The sequence below is a fragment of the Geodermatophilus africanus genome (assembly GCF_900107105.1).
In the GTDB taxonomy this organism is placed as follows: Bacteria; Actinomycetota; Actinomycetes; order Mycobacteriales; family Geodermatophilaceae; genus Geodermatophilus; species Geodermatophilus africanus.
In genome coordinates this window covers 460,280-485,782 of the sequence record NZ_FNOT01000004.1, presented here as the reverse complement: position 1 = coordinate 485,782, position 25,503 = coordinate 460,280, and the positions used below count along the sequence as shown (strand labels likewise).

25 protein-coding genes, 2 tRNA genes and 1 other RNA gene are annotated in these 25,503 nt (G+C 75.8%); 19 read left to right on the top strand and 9 right to left on the bottom strand.

Going from position 1 to position 25,503, the window contains the following annotated elements:
* Window positions 1-71 precede the first annotated feature (71 nt).
* The 7 genes from BLW63_RS10135 (at window position 72) to BLW63_RS10105 (ending at window position 7,916) form a co-directional block, all read left to right on the top strand.
* On the top strand, window positions 72-1,571 hold the full coding sequence (locus tag BLW63_RS10135) for an HAD-IIIA family hydrolase (protein ID WP_091154653.1): 1,500 nt from the start codon (window positions 72-74) through the stop codon (window positions 1,569-1,571).
* Window positions 1,568-2,641 carry a glycosyltransferase family 9 protein gene (locus tag BLW63_RS10130; RefSeq protein WP_091154650.1) on the top strand — a complete coding sequence of 358 codons (1,074 nt, stop codon included), beginning with the start codon at window positions 1,568-1,570 and terminating at the stop codon, window positions 2,639-2,641. The genes BLW63_RS10135 and BLW63_RS10130 overlap by 4 nt, the downstream gene beginning before the upstream one ends.
* Complete coding sequence (locus BLW63_RS10125; protein WP_091154646.1) at window positions 2,638-3,618, top strand: glycosyltransferase; 981 nt, start codon at window positions 2,638-2,640, stop codon at window positions 3,616-3,618. The genes BLW63_RS10130 and BLW63_RS10125 overlap by 4 nt, the downstream gene beginning before the upstream one ends.
* Window positions 3,615-4,817: a glycosyltransferase gene (locus BLW63_RS10120; protein WP_091154642.1), complete on the top strand. Its 1,203-nt coding sequence runs from the start codon at window positions 3,615-3,617 to the stop codon at window positions 4,815-4,817. The genes BLW63_RS10125 and BLW63_RS10120 overlap by 4 nt, the downstream gene beginning before the upstream one ends.
* Window positions 4,814-5,479 (top strand): D-sedoheptulose-7-phosphate isomerase, encoded by a 666-nt coding sequence (locus tag BLW63_RS10115; protein ID WP_091154639.1) that lies wholly within the window; start codon window positions 4,814-4,816, stop codon window positions 5,477-5,479. The genes BLW63_RS10120 and BLW63_RS10115 overlap by 4 nt, the downstream gene beginning before the upstream one ends.
* Window positions 5,476-6,840 carry a D-glycero-beta-D-manno-heptose 1-phosphate adenylyltransferase gene (rfaE2, locus tag BLW63_RS10110; protein ID WP_091154636.1) on the top strand — a complete coding sequence of 455 codons (1,365 nt, stop codon included), beginning with the start codon at window positions 5,476-5,478 and terminating at the stop codon, window positions 6,838-6,840. Before BLW63_RS10115 ends, rfaE2 begins: the two co-directional genes overlap by 4 nt.
* 188 nt (window positions 6,841-7,028) lie before the next feature.
* Window positions 7,029-7,916: a glycosyltransferase family 9 protein gene (locus BLW63_RS10105; protein WP_244522477.1), complete on the top strand. Its 888-nt coding sequence runs from the start codon at window positions 7,029-7,031 to the stop codon at window positions 7,914-7,916.
* A 125-nt stretch (window positions 7,917-8,041) separates the two neighbouring features.
* Here BLW63_RS10105 and BLW63_RS10100 read toward each other — a convergent pair whose 3' ends face one another.
* From BLW63_RS10100 to BLW63_RS10080, 5 genes are all read right to left on the bottom strand, one after another.
* Complete coding sequence (locus tag BLW63_RS10100) at window positions 8,042-9,685, bottom strand: vWA domain-containing protein (protein WP_091154633.1); 1,644 nt, start codon at window positions 9,683-9,685, stop codon at window positions 8,042-8,044.
* Between the two features lie 90 nt (window positions 9,686-9,775).
* On the bottom strand, window positions 9,776-10,753 hold the full coding sequence (locus BLW63_RS10095; protein ID WP_091154629.1) for a UDP-glucuronic acid decarboxylase family protein: 978 nt from the start codon (window positions 10,751-10,753) through the stop codon (window positions 9,776-9,778).
* Window positions 10,754-10,914: 161 nt separating this feature from the next.
* Entirely contained in the window at window positions 10,915-11,148 is a 234-nt protein-coding gene (locus BLW63_RS10090; protein WP_091154625.1) for a DUF2630 family protein, read from the bottom strand.
* 46 nt (window positions 11,149-11,194) lie between these two features.
* Window positions 11,195-12,091, bottom strand: a complete 897-nt coding sequence (locus tag BLW63_RS10085; protein ID WP_244522476.1) for a prephenate dehydrogenase/arogenate dehydrogenase family protein — start codon at window positions 12,089-12,091, stop codon at window positions 11,195-11,197.
* A 20-nt stretch (window positions 12,092-12,111) separates the two neighbouring features.
* The gene (locus tag BLW63_RS10080) at window positions 12,112-12,552 is read right to left on the bottom strand and encodes a PaaI family thioesterase (RefSeq protein WP_091154618.1); all 441 of its coding nucleotides are present in this window, start codon (window positions 12,550-12,552) and stop codon (window positions 12,112-12,114) included.
* Here BLW63_RS10080 and BLW63_RS10075 point away from each other — a divergent pair.
* The 5 genes from BLW63_RS10075 to BLW63_RS10055 all read left to right on the top strand — a co-directional run bounded on the left by BLW63_RS10075 (window position 12,551) and on the right by BLW63_RS10055 (window position 15,140).
* Window positions 12,551-13,261, top strand: a complete 711-nt coding sequence (locus tag BLW63_RS10075; RefSeq protein ID WP_244522475.1) for an O-methyltransferase — start codon at window positions 12,551-12,553, stop codon at window positions 13,259-13,261. The two genes, BLW63_RS10080 and BLW63_RS10075, sit on opposite strands and share 2 nt — an antisense overlap.
* Window positions 13,258-13,755 carry a tRNA adenosine deaminase-associated protein gene (locus tag BLW63_RS10070; protein ID WP_091154614.1) on the top strand — a complete coding sequence of 166 codons (498 nt, stop codon included), beginning with the start codon at window positions 13,258-13,260 and terminating at the stop codon, window positions 13,753-13,755. The genes BLW63_RS10075 and BLW63_RS10070 overlap by 4 nt, the downstream gene beginning before the upstream one ends.
* 53 nt (window positions 13,756-13,808) lie before the next feature.
* The gene (locus tag BLW63_RS10065) at window positions 13,809-14,468 is read left to right on the top strand and encodes an HAD-IA family hydrolase (protein ID WP_091154610.1); all 660 of its coding nucleotides are present in this window, start codon (window positions 13,809-13,811) and stop codon (window positions 14,466-14,468) included.
* A gap of 112 nt (window positions 14,469-14,580) precedes the next feature.
* Complete coding sequence (tadA, locus tag BLW63_RS10060) at window positions 14,581-15,045, top strand: tRNA adenosine(34) deaminase TadA (RefSeq protein ID WP_211517066.1); 465 nt, start codon at window positions 14,581-14,583, stop codon at window positions 15,043-15,045.
* Window positions 15,046-15,055: 10 nt separating this feature from the next.
* A tRNA-Ser gene (locus BLW63_RS10055) sits at window positions 15,056-15,140 on the top strand.
* A gap of 106 nt (window positions 15,141-15,246) precedes the next feature.
* On the opposite strand, the gene BLW63_RS27325 is transcribed toward BLW63_RS10055, so the two are convergent.
* Both BLW63_RS27325 and BLW63_RS10045 read right to left on the bottom strand, forming a co-directional pair.
* A complete protein-coding gene (locus tag BLW63_RS27325) occupies window positions 15,247-16,905 on the bottom strand; it encodes a serine/threonine-protein kinase (RefSeq protein WP_211517065.1) in 1,659 nt (552 codons plus the stop codon).
* Between the two features lie 34 nt (window positions 16,906-16,939).
* Window positions 16,940-17,287: a hypothetical protein gene (locus tag BLW63_RS10045; RefSeq protein ID WP_091154605.1), complete on the bottom strand. Its 348-nt coding sequence runs from the start codon at window positions 17,285-17,287 to the stop codon at window positions 16,940-16,942.
* A gap of 150 nt (window positions 17,288-17,437) precedes the next feature.
* Between BLW63_RS10045 and BLW63_RS10040 the strand changes: the two genes are divergently transcribed.
* From BLW63_RS10040 to BLW63_RS10025, 3 genes are all read left to right on the top strand, one after another.
* A tRNA-Ser gene (locus BLW63_RS10040) sits at window positions 17,438-17,522 on the top strand.
* 433 nt (window positions 17,523-17,955) lie between these two features.
* An RNA gene (gene ffs, locus BLW63_RS10030) (signal recognition particle sRNA small type) lies at window positions 17,956-18,051 on the top strand.
* Window positions 18,052-18,143: 92 nt separating this feature from the next.
* Window positions 18,144-20,369, top strand: a complete 2,226-nt coding sequence (locus BLW63_RS10025) for a DNA polymerase III subunit gamma and tau (protein ID WP_091154602.1) — start codon at window positions 18,144-18,146, stop codon at window positions 20,367-20,369.
* Between the two features lie 76 nt (window positions 20,370-20,445).
* Here BLW63_RS10025 and BLW63_RS10020 read toward each other — a convergent pair whose 3' ends face one another.
* Window positions 20,446-20,928 carry an SRPBCC family protein gene (locus BLW63_RS10020; RefSeq protein WP_091154599.1) on the bottom strand — a complete coding sequence of 161 codons (483 nt, stop codon included), beginning with the start codon at window positions 20,926-20,928 and terminating at the stop codon, window positions 20,446-20,448.
* Window positions 20,925-21,293 carry an ArsR/SmtB family transcription factor gene (locus tag BLW63_RS10015; RefSeq protein WP_091154595.1) on the bottom strand — a complete coding sequence of 123 codons (369 nt, stop codon included), beginning with the start codon at window positions 21,291-21,293 and terminating at the stop codon, window positions 20,925-20,927. The genes BLW63_RS10020 and BLW63_RS10015 overlap by 4 nt, the downstream gene beginning before the upstream one ends.
* Before the next feature lie 128 nt (window positions 21,294-21,421).
* On the opposite strand from BLW63_RS10015, the gene BLW63_RS10010 reads away from it, so the two are divergent.
* From BLW63_RS10010 to BLW63_RS09995, 4 genes are all read left to right on the top strand, one after another.
* Complete coding sequence (locus tag BLW63_RS10010; protein ID WP_012946701.1) at window positions 21,422-21,757, top strand: YbaB/EbfC family nucleoid-associated protein; 336 nt, start codon at window positions 21,422-21,424, stop codon at window positions 21,755-21,757.
* Window positions 21,758-21,790: 33 nt separating this feature from the next.
* On the top strand, window positions 21,791-22,390 hold the full coding sequence (recR, locus tag BLW63_RS10005) for a recombination mediator RecR (RefSeq protein WP_091154591.1): 600 nt from the start codon (window positions 21,791-21,793) through the stop codon (window positions 22,388-22,390).
* A gap of 258 nt (window positions 22,391-22,648) precedes the next feature.
* Window positions 22,649-24,358, top strand: coding sequence for an ABC transporter substrate-binding protein (locus tag BLW63_RS10000; protein ID WP_091154586.1), 1,710 nt, complete (start codon window positions 22,649-22,651; stop codon window positions 24,356-24,358).
* Window positions 24,359-24,448: 90 nt separating this feature from the next.
* On the top strand, window positions 24,449-25,453 hold the full coding sequence (locus BLW63_RS09995) for an ABC transporter permease (RefSeq protein ID WP_091154582.1): 1,005 nt from the start codon (window positions 24,449-24,451) through the stop codon (window positions 25,451-25,453).
* Window positions 25,454-25,503: the final 50 nt, after the last annotated feature.

The following is a 25,503-nucleotide window of genomic DNA, read 5'->3' as shown; positions in this document are numbered from 1 at the left end:
TCGACGCTCGCCCACCGGACACTTCAAGCCCATAGTGTTTCCACTCCAGTCAGGACGGGCAGGACGCGATCATGCAGGTGGGGATCGAGCAGTGCTCCGTGGTCGTGCCGACCGTCGGCCGGCCGTCGCTCGACGTGCTGCTCGACGCCCTCGCGCAGGCCCCCGGTCCCCGTCCGGCCGAGCTGGTGCTGGTCGACGACCGGCCCGCCGGCGAGCCGCTGCACCCCGAGCGGCCCGGCCTGCCGCCCGTGCGCGTGGTGCGCACCGGCGGCGGTGGTCCGGCCCGCGCCCGCAACCTCGGCTGGCGCAGCGTGCGCACCGCCTGGGTGGCCTTCCTCGACGACGACGTCGTCCCCGACCCCGGCTGGTACCAGCGGCTGGCCGAGGACCTCTCCGACCTGCCGGCCGACGTCGCCGGCAGCCAGGGCCGGGTGCGGGTGCCGCTGCCCGCGGACCGCCGGCCCACCGACTGGGAGCGCGGCACCGCGGGCCTGGCCACCAGCTCCTGGATCACCGCCGACCTCGCCTACCGCCGCGCCGCCCTGGCCGCCGTCGGCGGATTCGACGAGCGCTTCCCCCGCGCCTTCCGCGAGGACTCCGACCTGGCCCTCCGGGTCATGGACACCGGCGCGCGGCTGGTCCGCGGGCGCCGCTGGATCACCCACCCGGTGCGCCCGGTCGACCGCTGGGTGAGCGTCCGCGTGCAGGCCGGCAACGCCGACGACGTCCTCATGCGGCGGCTGCACGGCCCCGGCTGGCGGGAGCGCGCCGACGCTCCGCTGGGCCGCCGGCCGCGGCACCTGGCCGTCACCGCCGCCGGGGTCGCCGCCCTCGGTCTCGCCGTCGCCCGCCGGCCGCGCGCCGCGCTCGCCGCCGCCGCGGCCTGGGCCGCCGGCACCGGTGAGTTCGCCCGGGCCCGGATCGGGCCCGGCCCGCGCGACCGCGCCGAGGTCACCACCATGCTCGCCACCAGCGCGTTGATCCCGCCGCTGGCCACCTGGCACTTCCTGCGCGGCGCGGTGCGGCACCGCCGGGTGCGGCCGTGGCGCGGGCTGCCGGACCTGGTGCTGTTCGACCGCGACGGGACCCTCGTGCGGGACTACCCGTACAACGGCGACCCCGCGCTGGTGACGCCGGTGCCCGGTGCGCGGGAGGCCGTCGACGCGCTGCGCGCCCGCGGCGTGCGGGTCGGCGTGGTGAGCAACCAGTCCGGCGTCGCCCGCGGGCTGATCACCCGCGAGCAGGTGGACGCCTGCATGGCCCGGCTCGACGAGCTGCTGGGCCCCTTCGACACCGTCCAGATCTGCCCGCACGGGCCGGACGACGGCTGCAGCTGCCGAAAGCCCGCGCCCGGCATGGTCAAGGCCGCCTGCGCCGAGCTCGACGTCGACCCGGCCCGCTGCGTGGTCGTCGGGGACATCGGGGCCGACGTCGAGGCCGCCGCGGCCGCCGGCGCGCGCGGGATCCTCGTCCCGACGCCGGTCACGCGGCGGGCCGAGGTCGAGGCGGCGCCCCACCGCGGCGCCACCCTTACCGAGGCGGTCGATCAGGTCCTGGCGGGCTGCTGGTGACGGCCCGCGGCCCCGCCCCCCGCCGCACGGTCCTGGTCGCGCGGCTGGACTCGGTCGGCGACGTCCTGGTGCAGGGGCCGCTGGTGCGGGCCGTGGCCGCCGGCGCCGAGCGGGTCGTGTTCCTCGCCGGCCCGGCCGGTGCCGACGCGGCGCGGCTGCTGCCCGGCGTCGACGAGGTGTGGACCTGGGCCTGCCCCTGGATCCTCGGCGACCCGCCGCCGGTCGACGCGGGGGACCTCGCGGGGCTCACCGACCGGGTCCGCGCCCTGGCCCCCGACGAGGCCGTGATCTCCACGTCCTTCCACCAGTCGCCCCTGCCCCTGGCACTGGTGCTGCGCACTGCCGGCGTGCCGCGGATCTCCGCGATCAGCGTGGACTACCCCGGGTCGCTGCTCGACGTCCGCCACCGGGTCGACGACGACCTGCCCGAGCCCGAGCGGGCCCTGTCCCTCGCCCGCGCCGCGGGCTTCGACCTGCCGGCCGGCGACGACGGCCGGCTCGCCGTGCGCCGACCCCTGCCCGACCTGCGAGATCTGCACAGTGGGGACCATCCGGGACCTGATGGCCACCACTGTGCAGATCTCGCGGGGGGCTACGTCGTCCTGCACCCGGGCGCGAGCGTGCCCGCGCGGGCGTGGCCCGCGCACCGCTGCGCCGAGGCGGTCGAGGCGCTGGCCGGCGCCGGCCACCGGGTGCTGGTCACCGGCGGGCCGGGGGAGCGGGAGCTCACCGCGGCCGTCGCCGGCGCCCGCGGCGTCGACCTCGGCGGTGCGCTGAGCCTGGCGGAGCTGGCGGCGGTGCTGGAGGCGGCGGCCGCGGTGGTCGTCGGCAACACCGGCCCGGCACACCTGGCCGCCGCCGTCGGCACGCCCGTGGTCTCGCTCTTCTCCCCGGTCGTGCCGGCCGTCCGGTGGGCGCCCTACGGCGTGCCGACCGTGCTGCTCGGCGACCAGGACGCCGCCTGCCGGCTGACCCGGGCGCGTGAGTGCCCGGTGCCCGGCCACCCCTGTCTCGCGTCGGTGACCGCCGCCGACGTCGTCGCCGCCGTGGAGAAGGTGATCGCCGCGTGAGGGTCCTGCTGTGGCACGTGCACGGCTCGTGGACGACGGCCTTCGTCCAGGGGCGGCACGAGTACCTGATCCCGGTGACCCCGGACCGCGGCCCGGACGGCCTCGGCCGGGCGCGCACCTGGGACTGGCCGGCGTCGGCCCGCGAGGTGACCCCGGAGCAGCTGCGCGACCAGGACGTCGACGTCGTCGTCCTGCAGCGCACCGGCGACCTGGAGCTCGTGCGGGAGTGGCTGGACCGCGAGCCCGGTCGCGACCTGCCCGCCGTCTTCCTCGAGCACAACGCGCCGGGGCTGGAGCCCGGTGACGGGCCGGTGCCCCACACCCGGCACCCGCTGGCCGACCGCGACGACATCCCGATCGCGCACGTCACGCACTTCAACCAGCTCTTCTACGACAACGGCCGGGCGCCGACGACGGTGATCGAGCACGGCATCGTCGACCCCGGCGAGCGGTACACCGGCGAGCTGGCGCGGGCCGCCGTGGTCACCAACGAGCCGGTCCGCCGCGGCCGCACGGTCGGCGCCGACCTGCTGCCCGGGCTGGCCGCCGTCGCGCCGGTCGACGTGTTCGGCATGGGGCTGGCCGGGCTGCACGAGCGCTACGGCCTCGACCCCGGCCGCGTCGCGCTGCACGACGACCCACCGCAGGCCGCGATGCACACCGAGCTGGCCCGCCGCCGGGTCTACGTGCACCCGGTCCGCTGGACCTCCCTCGGGCTCTCGCTGCTCGAGGCGATGCACCTGGGCCTGCCGGTGGTCGCCCTGGCCGCCACGGAGGTGGTGGAGGCGGTGCCGGCCGAGGCCGGCGTGCTCTCCACCCGTCCCGACGTCCTGTGGGACGCCGTCCGCACCTACCTGCACGACGAGGACGCCGCCCGGCTGGCCGGCAAGGCGGCACGCGCCGCCGCGCTGGAGCGGTACGGGCTTCCCCGGTTCCTCTCCGACTGGGATGCGCTACTCGAGGAGGTGACCCGGTGAACGTCGATCTGGTGTCCGAGCACGCCAGTCCGCTCGCCGCCATCGGCGGCGTGGACGCCGGCGGACAGAACGTGCACGTCGCCGCGCTCGCCGCGGGTCTGGCCCGCCGCGGGCACGCGGTGACCGTGCACACCCGGCGGGAGGACCCCGACCAGCCGGACCGGGTGACCACCGCCGACGGCTACGACGTCGCGCACGTGACCGCCGGGCCGGCCCGGGTGCTGCCCAAGGACGACCTGCTGCGGCACATGCCCGAGTTCGCCTCCGAGCTGCGCCGCGAGTGGGCGCAGCGGCCGCCGGACCTGGTGCACGCGCACTTCTGGATGAGCGGGCTGGCGTCGGTCGCCGCCGCCGGGCCGATCCCCGTGCTGCAGACCTTCCACGCGCTCGGCTCGGTCAAGCGCCGTCACCAGGGCGCCGCCGACACCTCGCCGCCGCAGCGGGTCGAGCTGGAGCGGTCGCTGTGCCGCAGGGTCACCCACGTCGTCGCCACCTGCTCCGACGAGGTCTTCGAGCTGCGCCGGCTGGGCCTGGACAGCGACCGGGTCTCGGTCGTGCCGTGCGGGGTGGACACGAGCGTTTTCACCCCGCGCGGCGCGGTCGCCCCCCGCGGCGAGCGCCGGCGGCTGCTGGTCCTCGGCCGGCTGGTCGAGCGCAAGGGGCAGGAGGACGCCGTCCGCGCGCTGGCCGCCGTCCCCGACGCCGAGCTGGTCGTCGTCGGCGGCCCGCCGGTCGCGCAGCTGGACGACGACGCCGAGGTGCGCCGGCTGCGCGCGGTCGCCGCCTCCCTGGGCGTCGCCGACCGGCTGGTCTTCACCGGCGCGGTGGCGCGCGCCGACGTCCCGGCGTGGATCCGCTCGGCCGACGTCGTGCTGGCCGTGCCCTGGTACGAGCCCTTCGGCATCACCCCGCTGGAGGCCATGGCCTGCGGCCGTCCGGTGGTCGCCACCGCGGTCGGCGGGCTGCAGGACTCCGTGGCCGACGGCGTCACCGGCGACCTGGTCCCGCCGCGGGACCCGGCCCGGCTCGGCGCGGTGCTCGCCGACCTCCTGGCCGACGACGCCCGCCGCGCCGCCTACGGCGCGGCCGGGGTGCAGCGCGCCCGCAGCCGCTACCGGTGGGCCCGCGTGGTCGCCGACACCGACACCGTCTACCGGCAGGTCCTGGCCAGCCGCGATCCCGTGGAGGTCGCCCGATGAGTGTTCCGCCCCACTCCGCCGGCGAGGTCGTCTCGCCGGACGCCTGCACCCACCTGACCGGCGCCGACCACGTCGCCTCGCTGACCACCGCGCTGCGGTCGCTGGACGGCCAGCTCGACACCCTGGACCGCTGGGGGCGGCTGCTCGCCGACGTGCTGTGCGGGGAGCACCGCGGCCGGCTGCTCGCGGCGGGCAACGGCGGCAGCGCCGCGCAGGCCCAGCACCTGACCGCCGAGCTGGTGGGCCGCTACCGGGCCGACCGGCCGCCGTTCTCCGCGATCTGCCTGACCGCCGAGACGTCGTCGCTCACCGCCATCGCGAACGACTACCCGGCCGACGAGCTGTTCGCCCGGCAGGTCGAGGCGCACGGGCGGGCCGGCGACGTGCTCGTGCTGCTGTCGACCTCCGGCCGCAGCCCCAACGCCGTCGCCGCCGCCCGCCGGGCCCGCGAGTGCGGCATCACCGTGCTGGCGATGACCGGCCCGGCGCCCAACCCGCTCGCCGCCGTCGCCGACGACGCGGTCTGCATCGACTCCCCGTGGACGGCGACCGTGCAGGAGTGCCACCTCGTCGCGCTGCACCTGGTCTGCGCCGCCTTCGACGCGGCCGTGCTCGTCGAGCCGGCGCGCGTGCCCGAGACCCGGCTCGGGATGGCCCGATGAGGCCGCTCGTCGTCGTCGGCGACGCGCTGCTCGACGTCGACCTGGTCGGGACGGCGTCCCGGCTCACCCCCGACGCCCCCGTGCCGGTCGTGGAGGACGTCGAGACCCGCGAGCGGCCCGGCGGTGCCGCTCTGGCGGCGGTCATCGCGGCCCGGGCGACCGGCCGGGAGGTCGTGCTGGTCACCCCCATGGCCGACGACGCCGACGCCGACCGGCTCCGGGCGCTGCTGGCCGGCCGGGTGCGGCTGGTCGAGATCCCGGCGACCGGCGGGACGGCGGTGAAGCGCCGCGTGCGGGTGGGCGACCACTCGGTGGCCCGCATCGACAGCGGCGCCCCGGTGGCCGGGCTGGGCGCGCTGCCCGCGGCCGCGGCCGACGTCGTCCGCGGCGCCGCGGCGGTGCTGGTCGCCGACTACGGCCGGGGGACGACGGCCGACCCCGCCGTCCGGTCGCTGCTGACCGGGGCCGGCGGGCCGATCGTCTGGGACCCGCACCCGCGCGGCGCCGACCCGGTGCCCCATGCCCGGCTGGTCACGCCCAACTGTGCCGAGGCCGCCCGCGTGGCCTCGTTGGCCGGGATGGCCGCCGGGGGCGACGGGCTGGCCGCGGTCGGGGCGCGGGCGGAGGCGTTGATCCGGCACTGGGGCGTCGGCGCGGTCGCGGTGACCCTGGGCGCCCGCGGAGCGCTGCTCTCCTACGGCGAGGGCGCGCCGATGGTCGTGCCCGCGACGCCGGTGACCGGCGGCGACCCGTGCGGCGCCGGCGACTCGTTCGCGGCCGCCGCGGCGCTCGCGCTGGCCGACGGCGCGGTGACCGGCGAGGCGGTGGCGGCCGCGGTCGCGTCCGCCGGCGCCTTCGTCGCCCGGGGGGGTGCCTCGGCGTGGGACGCGGTCGAGCCGGACGTGGTCGCCGAGCCCGGGGCGGAGGGGGTGATCGCCCGGGTCCGCGCGGCGGGCGGGACGGTGGTCGCCACCGGCGGCTGCTTCGACCTGCTGCACCCCGGCCACGTCGCGACGCTGCGGGCCGCCCGCGGGCTGGGCGACTGCCTGGTGGTGTGCATCAACTCCGACGACTCGGTGCGCCGGCTCAAGGGCCCCTCGCGGCCGCTCGTGACCGCCACCGACCGGGCCCGCGTGCTGGAGGCGCTGGAGTTCGTCGACGCGGTCGTCGTGTTCGACGAGGACACCCCGGCCGAGGTGATCGGCCGGCTGCGCCCGGACGTGTGGGCCAAGGGCGGGGACTACGCCGGCGCCGACCTGCCCGAGGCCGCGGTGCTGCGGCGCTGGGGCGGCCAGGCGGTCGTGCTGCCCTACCTCGACGGGCACTCCACGACGGCCCTGGTCGAGCGCTCGCGAGTGTGAGAAAGGACCCTGCTGCCCCCCTGGAAGGACCACGTCCCCCTCACCCCTCGCAGACTCGGGGCGAGCCTCCGGACGCGGCCGTAGAGGCTCGGCGCGGGCCCCTGCAGCAGGGCCGTTCCAGGCCCGCTGCGGGCCGGCCTGTCGCCGTCGTTCTGCGGCCGCTGGGGCTGGGCGACCTGCTCACCGGCGTGCCGGCCATCCGGGCGGTGCGCGCCGCGGTGCCCGGCCACCGGCTGGTGCTGGCCACGACGGCGGCGCTCGAGCCGCTCGCCTCGCTGGTCGACGCGGTCGACGAGGTGCTGCCCGCCCGCGAGCTCGAGCAGCTGGACTGGTCCGGCCCGCCGCCGGAGCTCGCCGTCGACCTGCACGGCAAGGGCCCGGCCTCGCACGTCGTGGTCGCCGGCCTGGGGCCGCGGCGGCTGCTGACCTTCGACAGCCCGGGTTATCCCGGGCCGACCTGGTACCCCGACGAGCACGAGGTGCGGCGCTGGTGCCGGCTCGTGTCGGAGGGGCTGGGGGTGGACGCCGACCCCGACGCGCTCGACCTCGCCGTCCCCTCGGTGCCCTCCCCGGCGCCGGCGGGCGTCGCGCTCGTCCACCCGGGGGCGGCGTTCCCGGGCCGGCGCTGGCCGGCCGAGCGGTTCGCCACCGTCGCCCGGCACCTGGCCGCCGCGGGGCTCGACGTGCGGGTCACCGGCGGCCCGGCCGAGGTGCCGCTCGCCCGGACGGTGGCCGAGGGCGCCGGGCTGGGGGAGCACGCCGTGCTCGCCGGGCGGACGACGACCCTCGAGCTGGCCGCTGTGGTCGCCGGTGCGCGGGTCGTGGTCAGCGGCGACACGGGCATGGCGCACCTGGCGACGGCCTACCGCCGTCCCTCGGTGGTGCTGTTCGGGCCGGTGTCGCCCGCGCTGTGGGGGCCGCCGGTCAGGGCCGGGGGGCAGGGGGCACTACACGTCGTCCTCTGGCACGGCGATGGCACCGGCGACCCGTGGGGCACCGAGCTCGACCCGGCGCTGGGGGAGATCACCGCCGAGGAGGTCACCGCGGCGCTCGCCGACCTGCTCGCTCGGACCTGAGAGAGGACCCCCTCCTCGCCACGACTCGCAGGCTCGGTGCGGGGCCCTGAGGGGGGCCGCGGGAGTGGGTCAGCGGCGCCGGACGAGTGGCACCCGGCCGAGGTGCGGCCCGGGGGACCGCGGTGTCAGCGCTGGCGCAGCGCGTCGAACAGCACGGTCTGCAGGTCGGTCGGGTCGACCGCGGAGTAGGCCGCGCCGCCGGTCGCGTCGGCGATCTGCTCGAGCGCGCCCAGGTCGGCGTCCGGTCCGAGGGCCACCCCGATGACCTTGATCGGCCGCTCCGGGTCGGCCTCGCTGCGCAGCGTCTCCAGCAGCTCGTCGAGGTCGACGCCCCGGGAGTCCTCGTTCGTCCCGTCGGTGACGACCAGCACGCTGTTGACGGCAGTCGGGTCGAAGTCGCCGCGCGCGGCCCGGACCGCGTCCAGCGTGGTGTCGTACAGCCCGGTGCCGCCGGGGCTCAGCCGGTCCGGGATGGTGTCGAGCTCCTCGTCGAGCAGGTCGCGCTGGAGGGTGCCCCCGACCTCCGCCTCGAGCGCCCGCGTGGGCACCGCCTCGGTCCAGTCGCGGTCGCCCTCCAGCTCGGCGGCGAAGAACCACAGACCCAGCGCGAAGTTCCCCGGCACCAGGGTGAGCGTGCTCTTGGCCGCGTCGCGGGCGAGCGTGGCGCGGGTGCCGTCGCCGGCCGGGGCCTCCATGGAGGTCGAGATGTCGAAGACGGTGAGGATCCGGGACGGCGCGGCCAGCTCCGACAGCTGGGCGAGCAGTGCCTGCACCTCGGCGGGGTCGAGCTGCAGCGCCTGTGGGGCGGCCTCCTGGATGCCGGCGGCCCCGGCGCCGGCCGGTGCGGTGCCCTCGGTGTCGCGGAAGCCCGCCTCCAGGGCGGCGGTGCGCGCCGCGTCCGAGGTCAGCGCCCGCACGGCGGCGTCGACCGCGGCGGCCTCCGGAGCCGAGGCGGTGCCGACCCGGACCAGGGGGTAGTCCAGCACCGGCGAGCCCTCCGCCGGGTAGACGGCGACCAGCTGCACGTCCTCGGCGTCGGCGTTGGCCGCCCACACCTCCTGCTCGCTCACCGGGACCAGCGGTGCGTCGGGCGAGCCCTCGCTCCCGTCCCGCAGCGCGTCGGCCGGCGAGACCGCCGGGCCGCGCCCGGCGGCCAGCACCGTCTGCACCACGGCGTTGTCGGCCTCCTCGCCACCCCCCAGCGCGGTCCGGACCGCGCTCAACGCGGTCAGGGCCTCGGCGCTGGTCGCCAGGTCGGGGACGGCGATGCCCTGCTCGCCGGCCAGCGCCGCGGCCCAGCCCGGTGCCCCGTCGGCCCAGCCCAGCGCGTCGACGGCGGCCTGGCTGGTGGCCAGCACGACGGGGGAGGCGGCGACCGACCCGACGGCCTCCAGGGCGGAGTCCTGGGCGCGGGCGGTCCACAGCGAGGAGTCGGGCACCCACAGGTGCGGCAGGTCCCCGGCGTCCAGCGCCCCGAGGTCGCCGACGGTCTGGACCGGCTCCTGGGCGGTGACCCGGGCGGAGGCGCAGTCCTCGGGGCGCAGGCCCTCCGCGTCGGTGAGCACCTGCTCGGCGACGGGGGCCAGCTCGGGGGCGACGGCGACGCGCACCACCGCGGTGCGGTCGCAGTCGCCGCTCCCGGCACCGACGGCCCACCACGTGATGCCGCCGGCCAGCAGCACCACCGCGGCCACCGCCAGGGCGATGAGGACCTGCGGCGTCAGCTGGAGCGACCGGCGCCCGGCTGAGGTGTCGGCGTGGCGCCCCATGGTGCAGCTCCCCCGTCGAAGTGGTCAGGGTCTCCGGCGACCCCGCGACCGCCCCTTACACCGTAGAGGCGATCGCTGACCGGCCGTGGCTCACCCGGCGCGGACGTCGGCCGCCTGCAACTGCTCGGCGAACCACGCCACGGTGTGCCGCAGCCCCTCCTCCGAGGGCACCGTCGGCCGCCAGCCCAGCAGCTGCTCGGCGCGCGTGGTGTCGGGACGCCGGACCTTCGGGTCGTCCACCGGGAGGTCGACAAAGGTGATCTCCGACGACGAGCCGGTCAGCTCGACGATCCACTCGGCCAGCCGCAGCATCGACAGCTCGTCGGGGTTGCCGATGTTGACCGGCCCGGTGTGGTGCGAGAACGCCATCGCCAGGATGCCGCGCACGGTGTCGTCGACGTAGCAGATCGACCGGGTCTGCGAGCCGTCGCCGGCGACGGTCAGCGGCCGGCCGGAGAGCGCCTGCCCGACGAAGGCCGGGATGGCGCGGCCGTCGTCCGGGCGCATGCGGGGCCCGTAGGTGTTGAAGATCCGGACGATGCCGGTGTCGGTGCCCTTCGACGTCCGGTAGGCCGTCGTCATGGCCTCGCTGAAGCGCTTCGCCTCGTCGTACACGCCGCGCGGGCCCACCGGGTTGACGTTCCCCCAGTACTCCTCGTCCTGGGGGTGCACCAGCGGGTCGCCGTAGACCTCCGAGGTGGAGGCGAGCACGTACCGGGCGCCCTTCTCATGGGCCAGCCCCAGGGTGTGCAGCGTGCCCAGGCTGCCGACCTTGAGCGTCTCGATCGGCATCCGCAGGTAGTCCAGCGGGCTGGCCGGCGAGGCGAAGTGCAGCACCAGGTCGACCTCGCCGGGCACGTGCACGAAGTCGGTGACGTCGCAGCGGACCAGCCGGAAGCCGGGGTGCTCCATCAGGTGGACGACGTTCTGCGGGGAGCCGGTGAGGAAGTTGTCGAGGCAGACCACCTCGACGCCCCGGTCGAGCAGCTGCTCGCAGAGGTGGGAGCCGAGGAAACCCGCGCCCCCGGTCACCACCGCCCGCCGGATCGTCCGTGCCGCGCGCACCATGCCTGCTCCCTCCGCACCCGGACGCGCGACCACGCGCGCCGCGGCGGCTCCTACCCGGAGATCACCAGCGCACACTTCGACGTCTAAGTGTTCGGCCCCGTCCCGGCCCCTCGCAGGGGCCCGCCGCGAGCCTGCGGGCGGTGGGGGGCGAGGGGGTCCTCTTACTGCAGGTAGCCCTCGACCTGCTGCTCGGACCGCGGCTCGGCCTCGTCGGGGTCCTCGCCGTACTGGCGCTTGGCGTCCCGCTGGCGCAGCAGGTCCCAGAGCTGGTCGCGGTCCTCCTCGATCTGCTGCAGCCGGGCGCGCTGTTCGGCGGTGTGCTCGCCGCTGTTCCGCAGTCGGTGCTCCTCCTCGACCAGCGCCTCGATGCGGCCGCGGATCTCGCTGTCGTCCATGGACGCTCCCTGCCCGCCGGGGGGCGGGCGAAACGGTCAGCCGGCGTCAGTCGACAGCCGGCACGTAGCCCTCGACGAACGCCGCCAGCCGCCGGGTCACCGCTCCGCCGGCCCGGCCCAGCGACAGGAGCGCGGCCCGCTCCAGGGGCACCCGCACCGGACGCCGTCCCGCCGGGCTCCCCGCGCGGACGGCGTGCCCGGCCGCCACCAGCTCCGGCCACGGCCGCGCCAGCTGCGCCAGCACCCGGGCCAGCGCGGCCGCCGTCGGACCGGCGTTGCCCTGCACCATCGCGGTGACGAAGCCCGGGTCGCTGCCGATCACCCGGGTGCCGTCGCGGAAGCTGCCGGCGGCCAGCGCGAGCGCCAGCGGGCCGGCCTCACCGGCGGCGGCGGCCAGGGCCGCGGCGAGCAGATGCGGCACGTGGCTGACGGCCGCGACGGCGTCGTCGTGCTCGGCCGCGGTCGCCGGCACCACCTCGGCGCCGACGGCCAGCGCCACCTCGGCCACCCGCAGCCAGCGCGCCAGGTCGGTGCCGGGCTCCACGCACAGCGCCCAGCGGGCTCCGGCGAACAGGCCGGGGTCGGTCGCCCCGTGCCCGGAGCGCTCGGTGCCGCACATCGGGTGCCCGCCGACGTAGCGCCCGCCCAGCATCGGCCCGAGCTCGGCGAGCACCGGTGCCTTGACCGACCCGAGGTCGGTGACGGTGGCCTCCGGGTCGACGCCGAGGCCCGCCAGCGCCCCGGCCATCGCCGGCAACGGGACGGCGAGGACCACCACGCCGGTCAGCTCGCGGGCGATCCGCACCCCGCGCGCCGCGGCGGCGTCCCGGGCGGCGGGGTCGACGTCCCACCCGGTCACCTCCCGGCCGGCCGCGACGAGGGCGGCGGCCAACGACCCGCCCAGCTGGCCCAGCCCGACGACGCCGACCGGCGGAGCGGGCACGGTCGGCACGGGGAAGGCGGTCACCGGTCGGCCCAGGCGGTCTCCGTGCGGAACACCCTGGCCAGCGCGGTCGCCACCAGCCGACCGTCCTGGGCGCGGGCCTCGATGCGGTAGACCGCGGTGCGGCGGCTGCGGTGCACCTCGGTGCCCTCGGCGACCAGCCGGTCGCCCGGCCGGCCGGGGGCGAGGAACTCGGTGTGCACGTCCTGGGCCACCGCGATCGTGCCGTGGCTGTTGCTGACCGCCGCGTGGACGACGTCGAGCAGGGCCATCGTGGCGCCGCCGTGCGCGGTGCCGACCGCGTTGAGCAGCTGCGGGCCCACCGTCATCGCCGCGCGGGCGTACCCGGGCCGGACCTGCTCCAGCTCGATGCCCAGCAGGTCGGCCAGGGGGTCGGCGGCCAGCCGGGCGAACAGCGCGGGGGCGACGTCGGCTCCGTCGTCCGGAGCGGGATCGGCCATGATCAGAGGCTATGACGGCCTCCTCGTCGACCTGCGGCTCCACGCCATGACCCCGCGGTCGTTCCTCCTGACGCCGGAACTCGCCGACTACGTGCGCGCCAACTCCGAGCAGCCGGACGACGTCGCCGCCGACCTGCTCGCCGAGACGGCGGCGATGGCCGACCGCGGGGAGGTGCCGGCGACCTTCCAGATCGCGCCCGAGCAGGGCACCTTCATGCAGCTGCTCACCCGCGCCCTCGGCGTCCGCCGGGCGGTCGAGATCGGCACCTTCACCGGCTACTCGGCGCTGTGCGTGGCCCGCGGGCTGCCCGCCGACGGGTCGCTCCTGTGCCTGGACGCCAGCGAGGGGTGGACGGCGGTGGCGCAGCGGTACTGGGCCCGCGCCGGGCTCGCCGACCGGGTCGTGCTGCGGCTGGGTGACGCGCACGAGTCGTTGCGGGCGCTGCCGACGGAGCCGACCTTCGACCTGGCGTTCGTCGACGCGGACAAGACCGGCTACGCCGATTACGTCGAGCAGCTGCACCCGCGGATGACCGACGGCGGCGTCGTGCTGCTCGACAACACGCTGCGCAACGGCCGCGTGCTCGACCCGCAGACCGACGACGACCGGGCGCTGGTCGAGCTCAACGCGGCGCTGGCCACCGACCCGCGCTGGGAGACGGTGCTGCTGCCGCTGGCCGACGGCCTGACGATGCTGCGGCGCCGATGAGCGCACCCGGGGCGCCGGCCAGCTGGGCGGTTCGGGTCAGCCGTCCGGGCGGGGGCTGGCGCGTGGAGATGCTCGCGGCGGACGCCGGGGACGAGCTGCCGGCCCTGGAACGGGCCCTGGGCGACCCGGGCGGCGCGGACTGGCCGGGGCCGTTCGTCGTGGTCGTCGACTCGCGGCTGTACTTCGTCGTCCTGCGGCACGGGCCCGGCGGGCTGGTGCGGGCGCTGATCTCCGACGCGACCATGCAGGAGTGGCTGCTGGCCGCCGAGGTGGTCGAGCGCTACGGCATCGCGGTCGACGACGAGGGCGCCTTCGACGACGACGAGACCGGCTGGCCCGGCGGCGACCTCGACGTCTTCGCCGACGACGGCCTGCCCGCCGACCAGCTGCGGCCGATCGTCACCGCCGACGACCTGTGGGCCGACGAGATGGTCGCCGCGATCGCGACCCGGCTGGGCTTCGCCGACGAGCTGGCCGCGGCGGTGCGGTCGTGAGCGGCTCTGCCGTCCCACCGGCTCCGCCGGGCGGGAGCGAACCGGAGGACGTCGTGAGCGCGGTGGCGTCGGCGGTCGTCTTCGACCTCGGCGGGGTGATCACCGAGAGCCCGATGACCGCCTTCACCGCCTACGAGACCGAGGCGGGGCTGCCCGAGGGCCTGATCGTGCGGCTCAACAGCACCGACCCCGACACCAACGCCTGGGCCCGCTTCGAGCGCAACGAGCTCGACGCCGCCGGGTTCACCGACGCCTTCGAGGCCGAGGCGCTGGCTGCGGGACACCAGGTGGACGCCCGGCGGGTGCTCGCCGCGCTGGCCGGCGAGCTCCGCCTGGAGATGGTCGAGGCGGTGCGGCGGCTGCGGGCGGCCGAGGTCCCGCTGGCGCTGCTGTCCAACAACGTCGCGCCGATGGAGCGCACCGGCCGGCTGGGGGAGCTGCTGGAGCTGTTCGACGCGGTGGTGGAGTCCTCGGTCGAGGGTGTGCGCAAGCCCGAGCCGGAGATCTATCGCCGCGCGCTGGCCCGGCTGTCGGCGGCCGTCGGCCGGGACCTCGCGTTCTCCGACTGCGCCTACCTCGACGACCTCGGCATCAACCTCAAGCCCGCCCGGGCGATGGGCATGCACACCGTCAAGGTGGTCGACCCGGCCGTCGCCCTGGACGAGCTGTCGGCGCTGGTCGGCATCGAGCTGCGGGACGGCCCCGCCTCGTGACCCCGTCCCCGGCACGTGTGCCCCTCCCGGTGCTCGGCCCCTGCTCACAGGGGGAAGCAGGGGCCGACTCCCCGGGGACCTGGTCGGTACCGGCCTCTCCGGAGCAGAACCGGTGACCGGAGACGTCGACGCCGCGATGGGCCGCGCGCTCGAACTGGCCGCGGCCGCCGTCGCGTGGGGCGACACGCCCATCGGCGCCGTCGTCCTCGGGCCGGACGGCGGCGTCCTCGCCGAGGCGGCCAACGAGCGGGAGAAGCGGGGCGACCCGACCGCGCACGCGGAGGTGCTGGCGCTGCGCGCCGCCGCGCGGGTGCACGGCGACGGCTGGCGGCTGACCGGGACGACGCTCGTCGTCACCCTCGAGCCCTGCACCATGTGCGCCGGTGCGAGCGTGCTGGCCCGGGTCGACCGGGTCGTCTACGGCGCCGACGACCCCAAGGCGGGCGCGGCCGGGTCGCTGTGGGACGTCGTCCGCGACCGCCGGCTCAACCACCGTCCGCAGGTCACCGGCGGGGTCCGGGCCGAGGAGTGCGCCGCGCTGCTGCGCGCGTTCTTCCGCCGTCAGCGGGGCCTGTAGTCTGTTCGACGGTGGCGTGTCCGAGCGGCCGAAGGAGCACGCCTCGAAAGCGTGTGAGGTGCAAGCCTCCGTGGGTTCAAATCCCACCGCCACCGCCCGCAGGAACCGACGGCGGCGCCCTCCCGGGGGCGTCGCCGTCGTCGTTCAGGCCCCGTCCAGGGCACCGCCCCGAGCCTGCGAGGGGGAGGACGGGGTCCTTCGTCAGGCGACGAGGTCGAGGTCGACCAGCCAGTCCCCGCCGTCGGCCCGCACCAGGCGGACCTGGTGCCGCTCGGTGCGCTCGCGGCCGTCGTCCCCGGTGAACTCGACCTCGGTCGTGGCCGTGATGACGCCCTCCTCGGGCTGCTGCACCCCGCGCACCTCGCGCAGCTCGACTTCTGCCCACGGCTCCCAGAAGTCGCGGAAGTAGCCGGGGCTCGCCTGCGACTGCAGGAACGGGCCGGTCAGGTCGTAGGCGGTGTCGGGGTCGTCGGGCAGCAGGCCGTAGTACCGGTCGAGGGTGTCCTCGACGACCTCCTCCGGGTCCTCCACGGGCGACGGCGCCGGCTCGGACCCCGCGGTCTCCGACGAGGGGGACGGCTCCTGCGTCGGGTCGTCCTGCGTCGGGGTCTCCTGCGCCGGGGTCTCCTCCGCCTGGCCGTCCGCCGGCGCGGGGCTGGTGTCGCCGGCGGGAGCGGACGACGCGGCGGGGGCGTCGGCGCTGGTCCCGGCGTCGCCGCGGCTGGTCAGCCACAGCGCGCCACCCCCGGCCAGCAGGACGGCGAGCAGCAGCGCGGCCAGCACCGGTCCGCGCCGGCGCCGGTGGCGGTCCGTTGCGACCGGGCGCGGTGGGGCCGCCGGCGCTGGGGTGGCCGGCCCGGCGGGCACGTCCTGCACGACGGTGCCGGGGTCGCGGGCGTCGACCGCTGCCGCCGTGGCCGCACCGGCGGCCGGCACCGCCCCGGAGCCCAGCTCCGCCGTCCGGTCGCGGTTGGTGGAGGAGCGCAGCCGGGTCCGGGCCATCAGCACGGTCGTCGGGTCGCCGTCGCGGCCGACCGCCAGGCGGGCGAGCTCGTCGCGGACCTCGGTGGTCGTGGGCCGGTCGGCCGGGTCGGTGGCCAGCATCCGGGTGAGCGTGTCTCTCATCGAGCCGGCGCGGCGCGGCGGGATGATCTCGCCGCCGGCGACCCGGTGCATCAGCCGCAGGGCGTTGTTGTCCATGCCGAACGGCGGCTGGCCCTCCAGGCAGGTGTAGAGCGTCGCGCCGAGCGAGAATATGTCGCTCTCGGACGTCACCTCGCTACCGCGCGCGACCTCGGGGGCGAGGAAGGCCGGCGTGCCGGTGATCTGGCCGGTCTGGGTGAGCGTCACGTCGTCGCTGGCGTGCGAGATGCCGAAGTCGGTGATCTTGACCAGGCCCTCGACCCCCGGCCCGCGCCCGATGAGGATGTTCGCCGGCTTCACGTCGCGGTGCACGATGCCGGCGGCGTGCGTGGCGGCCAGTGCGTCGGCCACCTGGGCGCCGACCTGCGCGACCTGGTCGACCGGCAGGACGCCGTCCTCGTGCAGCACCTCGGCCAGGCTGCGCGAGGGCAGGTACTCCATGACCAGCCAGGGCGCGCCGTCCTCGACGGCGACGTCGTAGACGGTGACCGCGTGCGGGTGGGACAGCCGGGCCGCGATCCGCCCCTCGCGCAGCGCCCGCTGGCGCTGCTGGGCGACCGCGGCCTCGTCTGCGGTCGGCGGCGGGAGCACCTGCTTGACGGCCACCTGGCGCCCGAGCAGCTCGTCGGAGGCCAGCCAGACCGCCCCCATCCCGCCGCCACCGATGCGGTCGAGCAGGCGGTAGCGACCGGCCACGAGGTGGCCGGGAACGCTCACCGGGCGTCCGCCATGCTCGCCGTCGGGGTCCCGGTCAGACGCCGGTCGGGACGCCGTACCGGCGGGCGTACTCCTCCTGCGCGCCCGCGGGGAGGACGTCGTAGAGCTCGCCGAGCTCCTCGACCACGTCGGCGGAGAGGTCGTCGAAGAGGCGCTGCCAGGTCGGGGGCTCGTCGTAGCTGCGGGTCAGCAGCAGCTCCCACGCCCGGGTCTGCCGGTCCCGCTTGCTGCGCTCGGCGACGAACTCCGACAGGTACCTGTCCTTGGCGGCGTCCTTCTCCTCCTTGGTCGCGGAGGCCGGCAGCTCGGAGGGGTCGGCACCCTTCAGGACCGCGACGATCGCCTCCACGACGTCGGGCCGGAGCCGTTCGGTGTCGCTCATGGGGGCTGCTCTCCTGTCGTCGGCGCGCCGGGGGCCCGGCGTTCCGGTCCAGCGTGCCCCACCCGGTAGAGCCGTAACCACCCGATCCGCCACCGCGCCGGGTGCCCGGCGACCCGGCGCGCGGGGCCCGGTATCCTGGCGGGCGCAGTTGGAGGATTCGCCTAGTGGCCTATGGCGCTCGCTTGGAAAGCGGGTTGGGGGCAACCCCTCGGGAGTTCGAATCTCCCATCCTCCGCCGGGACGGCCGGGCCCCTCGGGGCCCCGCAGCCGTCGTTCCCGGGCGCAGCCGTGCGGTACGCGGGCCTCGTGCCGGGCCACGGCCGGACGCCGCAGGGAGAGCCCCGCCACCGCCGCCAGCACCGGCGCCCCGAGCGGCAGCCGCTCGCCCAGCAGGGCCGTGGCCGGCACGGTCGCCATCACGGGCTCCAGCAGCGTGACGATCCCCGCGATCGCGCCGGGCACCGTCCGCAGTGCGCGGAGGAACGGCGCGTGGGCCGCGGCGCTCGGCACCGTCCCCGGGTCAGGAGCGCGGCGGGGGCGGACAGAACACCCCGTCCTCCTCACGCCTCGCAGGCTCGGGGCGAGCCTCGGCACGGGGCCACGGCGTCACGGCCCGGAAGGTAGCGAGGGGTGCGCCCGGCCCGCGCGGGGTTTCCTCTACAGTGGGTGCAGACCCCTCGTGTGGCGTCACCCCGTGAACCTCCCCAGGGCCGGAAGGCAGCAAGGATAAGCGGGCTCTGGCGGGTGCGCGGGGGGTCCCTGCTTTCCCGGCTCGGGGTGTGCGAGATCGCCGATCTCGCCGCGGGGTGCGGCGGAGGTCGCCGTTCTCGTCCGGACCGCCACGTAACCTGCCTGCGTGGCTCTGGCGCTCTACCGGAAGTACCGCCCGGCGACCTTCGCCGAGGTGGTCGGCCAGGAGCACGTGACCGCCCCGCTGGTCAACGCCGTCGACGGCGGGCGGATCAACCACGCCTACCTGTTCAGCGGGCCGCGCGGCTGCGGGAAGACCTCCTCGGCACGGATCCTCGCCCGGTCGCTGAACTGCGAGCAGGGGCCGACGTCGACACCCTGCGGCGTGTGCACGTCGTGCGTCTCCCTGGCGCCCGACGGACCCGGCTCGATCGACGTCATCGAGATCGACGCGGCCAGTCACGGCGGTGTCGACGACGCCCGCGACCTGCGCGAACGCGCCTTCTTCGCGCCGGTGAACAGCCGTTTCAAGGTCTACATCGTCGACGAGGCGCACATGGTCACCACGCAGGGCTTCAACGCCCTGCTCAAGGTGGTCGAGGAGCCGCCGGAGTTCCTCGTCTTCGTCTTCGCGACCACCGAGCCGGACAAGGTGCTGCCCACCATCCGCTCGCGCACGCACCACTACCCGTTCCGCCTGGTGCCGCCCACGACGCTGCGGGGCCTGCTGGAGAAGACCTGCACCGCCGAGGGGGTGCAGGTCGAGCCCACCGTTTACCCGCTGGTGGTTCGCGCCGGGGGCGGCTCGGTCCGCGACTCGCTGTCGATCCTCGACCAGCTGCTCGCCGGTGCCGGCTCCGAGGGCGTCACCTACCGGGACGCCGTCGGCCTGCTCGGCGTCACCGACGACGCGCTGCTCGACGAGACGATCGACGCGCTCGCCGCGCACGACGCGCCCGGGGTCTTCCGCGCCGTCGACCGGGTGGTCGAGGCCGGGCACGACCCGCGCCGGTTCGCCACCGACCTGCTCGACCGGCTGCGGGACCTCATCGTGCTCGACGCCGTCCCCGACGCCGGGGGCAACGGGTTGCTCGACTGCCCGCCCGACCGGCTGGACCTGATGAGCTCGCAGGCGCAGGCCCTGGGCTCGGCCACGCTGTCGCGGATGGCCGACACCGTGCACGCCGGCCTGACCGAGATGCGGGGGACGACGGCCCCGCGGCTGCTGCTCGAGCTGGTGTGCGCCCGGATGCTGCTGCCCGGCACCGACGACTCGGCGGCGGCCACCCTGCAGCGGCTCGAGCGCCTCGAGCGGCGGATGTCGATCGCCGGCGAGCACGCCGGCCGGCCGGGAGCCGAGCCGGTCGGCGCCGCCGCGCCGGTGCGCGAAGGGCGGCCGGCGCCCGCCGACGCCGTGCCCGAGCAGCCCGCCCGCCCGGTCCGTGAGTTCGTGCGCAGGTCGCAGGCGGGAACCCAGGCGCCGAGCGCACCCGCGCAGCCGGCACCGAGGGCACCCGAGCCCGCCCGCGCCGAGCCCGCTGAGTTGGAGTCGGCCGAGCCCGCTGCGACTCCTGCCGAGCCGGTCGCCAACCGACCGCCGGCCGACGACGGCTGGCCGGAGACCACGCCGCCCGGCTCGGGCGCGCCGTCCCGCCCGAGCTCACCGCTCCCGGCGCCGGCCGAGGAGCCGCGGCCCCGGGTCGCCGTGGGCGAGCCGGACATCCCGCTCCCGCCCGAGCCCACCGACGACGAGGACTGGCCGCACCCTGCCCGGCCGGCCGCTGCCGCCGCCGCGGCGGCCCGGGTCGACCAGCCCCGCCCGGCCGCGACGTCGGCGCCGCGGGCCGCTGCGGAGTCCTCGCCGGCCCCGCGCGGCAGCGAGCCGATGCCGGTGGTCACGGCCAACCCGCCGGGGGCGGCCGCCGACGGCGAGCTGGACGTCGGTGACGTCCGCCGGGTGTGGCCCGAGCTGTTGAAGGTCGTCCGGGGTCAGAAGCGCACGACCGAGGCGCTGCTCAGGAGCGCCCAGGTGCAGGACCTCACCAACGGGGTGCTCACCCTCGCGGCGACGTCGCCGGCGTTGGCCAAGATGCTCGGCGACGACCTCAACAAGGACATCGTCCGGCAGGCGCTGCAGGAGCTCCTCGGCGTCCGCTGGAAGGTGCAGGTCGTGGTCGCGGGGGCCGGCCAGCCCGCGCCCGGCCGCACCGTCTCCCCGGAGGCCGCCCGCGAGGCGGCGCGGGCCGCGGAGGCGGCCGAGGCGAGCGAGCTCATGGCCGAGCGGGCCGCTGAGGGTGCCGGGGACGACCGGCCGCACGAGCCGGCGGCCGACCCCGAGCAGGCTGCGCTGTCGCTGCTGCGCACCCACCTCGGCGCACGCCCGATCGACTGAAGGACCCCGTCCTCCCCACCCCTCGCGAGCTCGGGGCCGGGCCCCTGGACGGGGCCGCTCGTGCCCGTCCCCGAGCTCAGCCGCGGGCGAGGACCTCGTCGAGCCGCTCGTAGCCCTCGCGGACGCCGACCTCCATGCCGCTGGCGACGAACGCGTCCCGGTCGGCGAAGGAGTCCACGAGCGAGGTCGAGGTCAGCCGGGTGCGGCCGCCGCCGAGGTCCTCGAGGACCAGCTTCTCCAGCGCGACACCCTCGGGCATGCCCTCGAAGGTGAAGGTCTGCACGATCAGCTTGTCGGGCCGCACCTCGTGGAAGCAGCCGTGGAAGCCGTACTCCTCCTCCCCCTGGCGGTGCAGGTAGCGGTAGGAGCCGCCGGTGCGGCAGTCGTAGTGGTCGATCGTCATCTCGAGTCCGCGCGGGCCGAGCCACTGGGCGACCAGCTCGGGGTCGGTGTGGGCGCGGAACACCTTGGCCGGCGGGGCGTCGAACTCGCGGGTGATCCGGACGAGGGGGACCTCGGGGTCGACGTCGATCCGGGTCTCGTGCGTGCTGGTGGTCATGACGGGTTCCCTCCCTGAGGGGTGGTGGGGGTGTCCGAGGTGTCGTCGGGCATGGCCGCGAGGACGTCGTCGAGACGGCGGTAGCGCTCCTCGGCCTGTCGCCGGTAGCGCTCGATCCACTTCGTCATGAGGTCGAGGACCTCGGCTTCCAGGTGCACCGGACGCCGCTGGGCGTCCCGGCTGCGGCTGACCAGGCCGGCGTCCTCGAGCACCCGCAGGTGCTTGGAGACGGCCTGGACGCTGACGTCGTAGGGCTCGGCGAGTTCGCCGACGGTGGCGTCGGTGACCGCCAGCCGGGCGACCATGTCGCGCCGCGTGGGGTCGGCCAGGGCCGCGAAGACCCGGGAGAGCGGATCGGCGGCCATCGGGTGTCCTCCCTTCCTCAACCGTTAAGTTGAGGAAGAGCGTGGACCTCCCTGCCGGTGTTGTCAACCATCTGGTTGACGATGGCGACGTCCCCGCACGTGTCGCCCCCTCGGCCTACGCTCGGGTCATGTTCCCCGGAGGCCAGCCCGACATGGCACGCCTGCTCGAGCAGGCGCAGCAGATGCAGCAGCAGCTGGCTGCCGCGCAGGAGCAGCTGGCGCAGGAGGAGGTCACCGGCACGGCCGGCGGCAACCTGGTCAGCGTCACGATGACCGGGCAGGGCGAGGTCACCGCGGTCACGATCGCGCCGGCGGCCGTCGACCCCGACGACGTCGAGAGCCTGCAGGACCTGATCGTCGCGGCCTTCCGCGACGCCTCGCGTGCCGTCAACGAACTCACCGCCAGTCGCATGGGGCCGCTCGCCGGCGGCCTCGGTGGCGGCCTGGGGCTGCCCGGCCTCTGAGCCGCGGCGGACCCCCCTGACGAGAGGGACACCGTGTACGAGGGGGCCGTCCAGGACCTCATCGACGAGCTCGGCCGGCTGCCCGGCGTCGGGCCGAAGAGCGCCCAGCGCATCGCCTTCCACCTGCTGGCGGCGGAGTCGGCGGACGTCGACCGGCTGGTCGCGGCGCTGCAGCGCGTGCAGGCCGAGGTCCGGTTCTGCAGCACCTGCTACAACGTCGCCGAGGGCGAGCAGTGCCGGATCTGCCGCGACCCGCGGCGCGCCGACGACGTCATCTGCGTCGTCGAGGAGCCCAAGGACGTCGTGGCGATCGAGCGCACCCGCGAGTTCCGCGGCCGCTACCACGTGCTCGGCGGCGCGATCAGCCCGATCGAGGGCGTCGGCCCGGACGACCTGCGGGTCAAGGAGCTGATGACCCGGCTGATGAGCGGCACGGTGACCGAGCTGATCATCGCCACCGACCCCAACCTGGAGGGTGAGGCGACCGCCGCCTACCTGGCCCGGCTGGTCGGCCCGCTCGGGCTGGCGGTCTCCCGGCTGGCCAGCGGCCTCCCGGTGGGTGGCGACCTGGAGTACGCCGACGAGGTCACGCTGGGCCGCGCCTTCGAGGGCCGCCGCCGCATCGACGCCTGACGACGGCGACGCCGTGCGCGGGTGTGCAGTTCCGGGCAGCCGGACTGCGCATCCGCGCATGCCGTCGGTCCGGCGGCACCCCGCTCCTGACCTGCTGCGTCACCAGGTCACAGGATGGTGTCGATGAGGCTTCCCGGCTCACCGCCGCGTGGACGACACGCCTAGGGTCCGACCCACGTCCGTGAGGGCTTGCGCCCCGCGGTCGCGAAGTCGGGAACTCATCCGGCCCACGGGGGCCGAGAAGGCAGGTCTTCCGCGATGCAGCGTCGTCCCCAACGCGTGCTCGCCGCCTCGGCGGCCGCGCTCACCGCAGTCACCCTGGCTGCCTGTGCCTCCAGCGACCGGGACTCCGGTAGCGGCGAGGGCGGCGGTGAGACAGCACAATCCGGCGGCACCATGGTCTTCGGCGCCACCGGCGACCCCGCGATGCTCGACCCGGCGTTCGGCAGCGACGGGGAGACCTTCCGGGTCTCCCGCCAGATCTTCGAGGGCCTGCTCGGCAACGAGATCGGGGGCACCGACCCGGTGCCCGAGCTGGCCGAGGACTGGCAGGTCAGCGAGGACGGGCTGGAGTACACGTTCAACCTGCAGCAGGGCGTCCAGTTCCACGACGGCACGGAGTTCAACGCCGAGGCGGTCTGCTTCAACTTCGACCGCTGGTACAACTTCGAGGGCCTGGCGACCAGCCCGAGCGCCTCGTACTACTACCAGGCGGTCTTCGGCGGCTTCGCCAGCACGCCGGACACCCCGAGCATCTACGAGAGCTGTGAGGCGACCGACGAGAGCACCGCGGTCATCCGGCTCACCCAGGTCACCTCGAAGTTCCCCGCCGCGCTGGCGCTGCCGGCGTTCTCCATCCAGAGCCCGACGGCCCTGCAGGAGTACGACGCCGACAACCTGTCCGGCAACGCGGACGCGCTGACCTACCCCGAGTACGCCCTCGAGCACCCGACCGGCACCGGGCCCTTCCGGTTCGAGAGCTGGGACCGCGGCAACGGCCAGGTCACCCTCGTCCGCAACGAGGACTACTGGGGCGAGCCGGCGCTGCTCGACGAGCTGATCCTCCGCACCATCTCGGACGGGAACACCCGCCGTCAGGAGCTGCAGGCCGGCTCGATCGACGGGTACGACTTCGTGGCACCGGCGGACTACCAGACGCTGGAGGACGAGGGCTTCCAGGTCCTGGTCCGCGATCCGTTCAACATCCTGTACCTCGGCCTCAACGGCGGGAACGTCCCCGGCACCAGCGCCAACCCGGCGCTGCAGGACCCGCGGGTGCGGCAGGCCATCGCACACGCCATCGACCGGCAGACGATCGTCAACTCACTGCTGCCCGAGGGTGCCGAGGCGGCCGTCGAGTTCATGCCGCCGACCGTCGACGGCTACGCCGAGGACGTCACCACCTACGCATACGACCCCGACCGCTCACGGCAGCTGCTGCAGGAGGCCGGAGCCGAGGGCACGACGCTGCGGTTCTACTACCCGACCGAGGTCAGCCGGCCCTACCTGCCGGACCCGGCCGCGATGTTCCAGGTCATCAGCCAGAACCTGACCGACGCCGGCTTCACCATCGAGCCGGTCGCGCTGCCGTGGAACCCCGACTACCTGAACGCCGTGCAGGCCGGTCAGGCCGACATCCACCTGCTCGGGTGGACCGGTGACTACAACGACGCCTACAACTTCATCGGCACCTTCTTCGCCGAGGCGTCGAACAACCAGGCGTCGGCGGAGTTCGGTGCGTTCAGCGCGCCGGAGATCTTCCAGGCGCTGGCCCGGGCCGACCAGGAGCCGGACCCGGCCGCCCGCACCGCGCTCTACCAGGAGGCGAACCGGCTGATCATGGACTACCTCCCCGGTGTCCCGATCTCCCACTCGCCGCCGGCGCTGGTCGTCGCGGAGAACGTCACGGGTCTGGAGCCCAGCCCGCTGACCGCCGAGGTCTTCTCCACGGTCTCCATCAGCGAGTGACCCCGCCCGTCCCCGCCGGCGGCCCCGGGGCCGCCGGCGGGGACGGTGCCGGAACCGGCTCCTGACCGAGGGAAGGGCGACCCGCACGCCGTGCTCCGCTTCATCGTCCGACGGCTCCTGCAGCTCGTCCCGATCCTGCTGGGCCTGTCGGTCCTGCTCTTCGCCTGGCTGCGTGCCCTGCCCGGCGGCCCGGCCCAGGCCGCCCTGGGCGAGCGGGCGACACCCGAGGCCATCGCCCGCTACAACGAGCTGTTCGGTCTCGACCAGCCGATCTGGGTCCAGTACCTGCGCTTCCTGGGGCGCGCCGTCCAGTTGGACTTCGGGACGTCGTCCCGCACCGGCCGCACGGTGACCACCGAGTTCCTCGAGCGGATGCCGGGCACCGTCGAGCTGACGCTGTTCGCCATGGTCTTCGCCGTCGGTGTCGGCATCCCGCTGGGCTACCTGGCCGCCCGCAAGCACGGCAACTGGCTGGACTCCACCGCCGTCGTCGGCTCCCTGCTGGGTGTGGCGATCCCGGTCTTCTTCCTCGCCTACCTGCTCCGGCTGCTGTTCGCCGTGGAGCTGGGCTGGCTGCCCGGGTCGGGCCGCCAGGAGGTGCGCATCGACGCCACCCACATCACGAACTTCTACGTCCTCGACGGCCTGCTGACCCGTGAGTGGGACGCCGCCTGGGACGCCCTCCTGCACCTGGTCCTCCCCGGGCTCGCCCTGGGCACCATCCCGCTGGCCATCATCGTGCGGATCACCCGCGCCTCCGTGCTCGATGTCGTCAACGAGGACTACGTCCGGACGGCGAACGCGAAGGGCCTGTCCGCCGACACCGTGCGCCGCCGGCACGTGATCCGCAACGCCCTGCTGCCGGTGTCCACGACGATCGGCCTGCAGACCGGCCTGCTGCTGTCGGGGGCCGTGCTCACCGAGTCGGTCTTCGCCTTCGGCGGGATCGGGTCGGCCATCTACGACGCGATCTTCACCCGTGACTTCGCCGTCCTGCAGGGCTTCATCCTCATGCTGGCGGTGATCTACGTGTTGGTGAACCTTCTGGTCGACATCTCCTACGGCCTCCTCGACCCGCGGGTGCGCGTCCGATGACGCCTGCGGAATCGGACCGGTCGGCAGAGCCCATGAGCTCGCGCACCGGA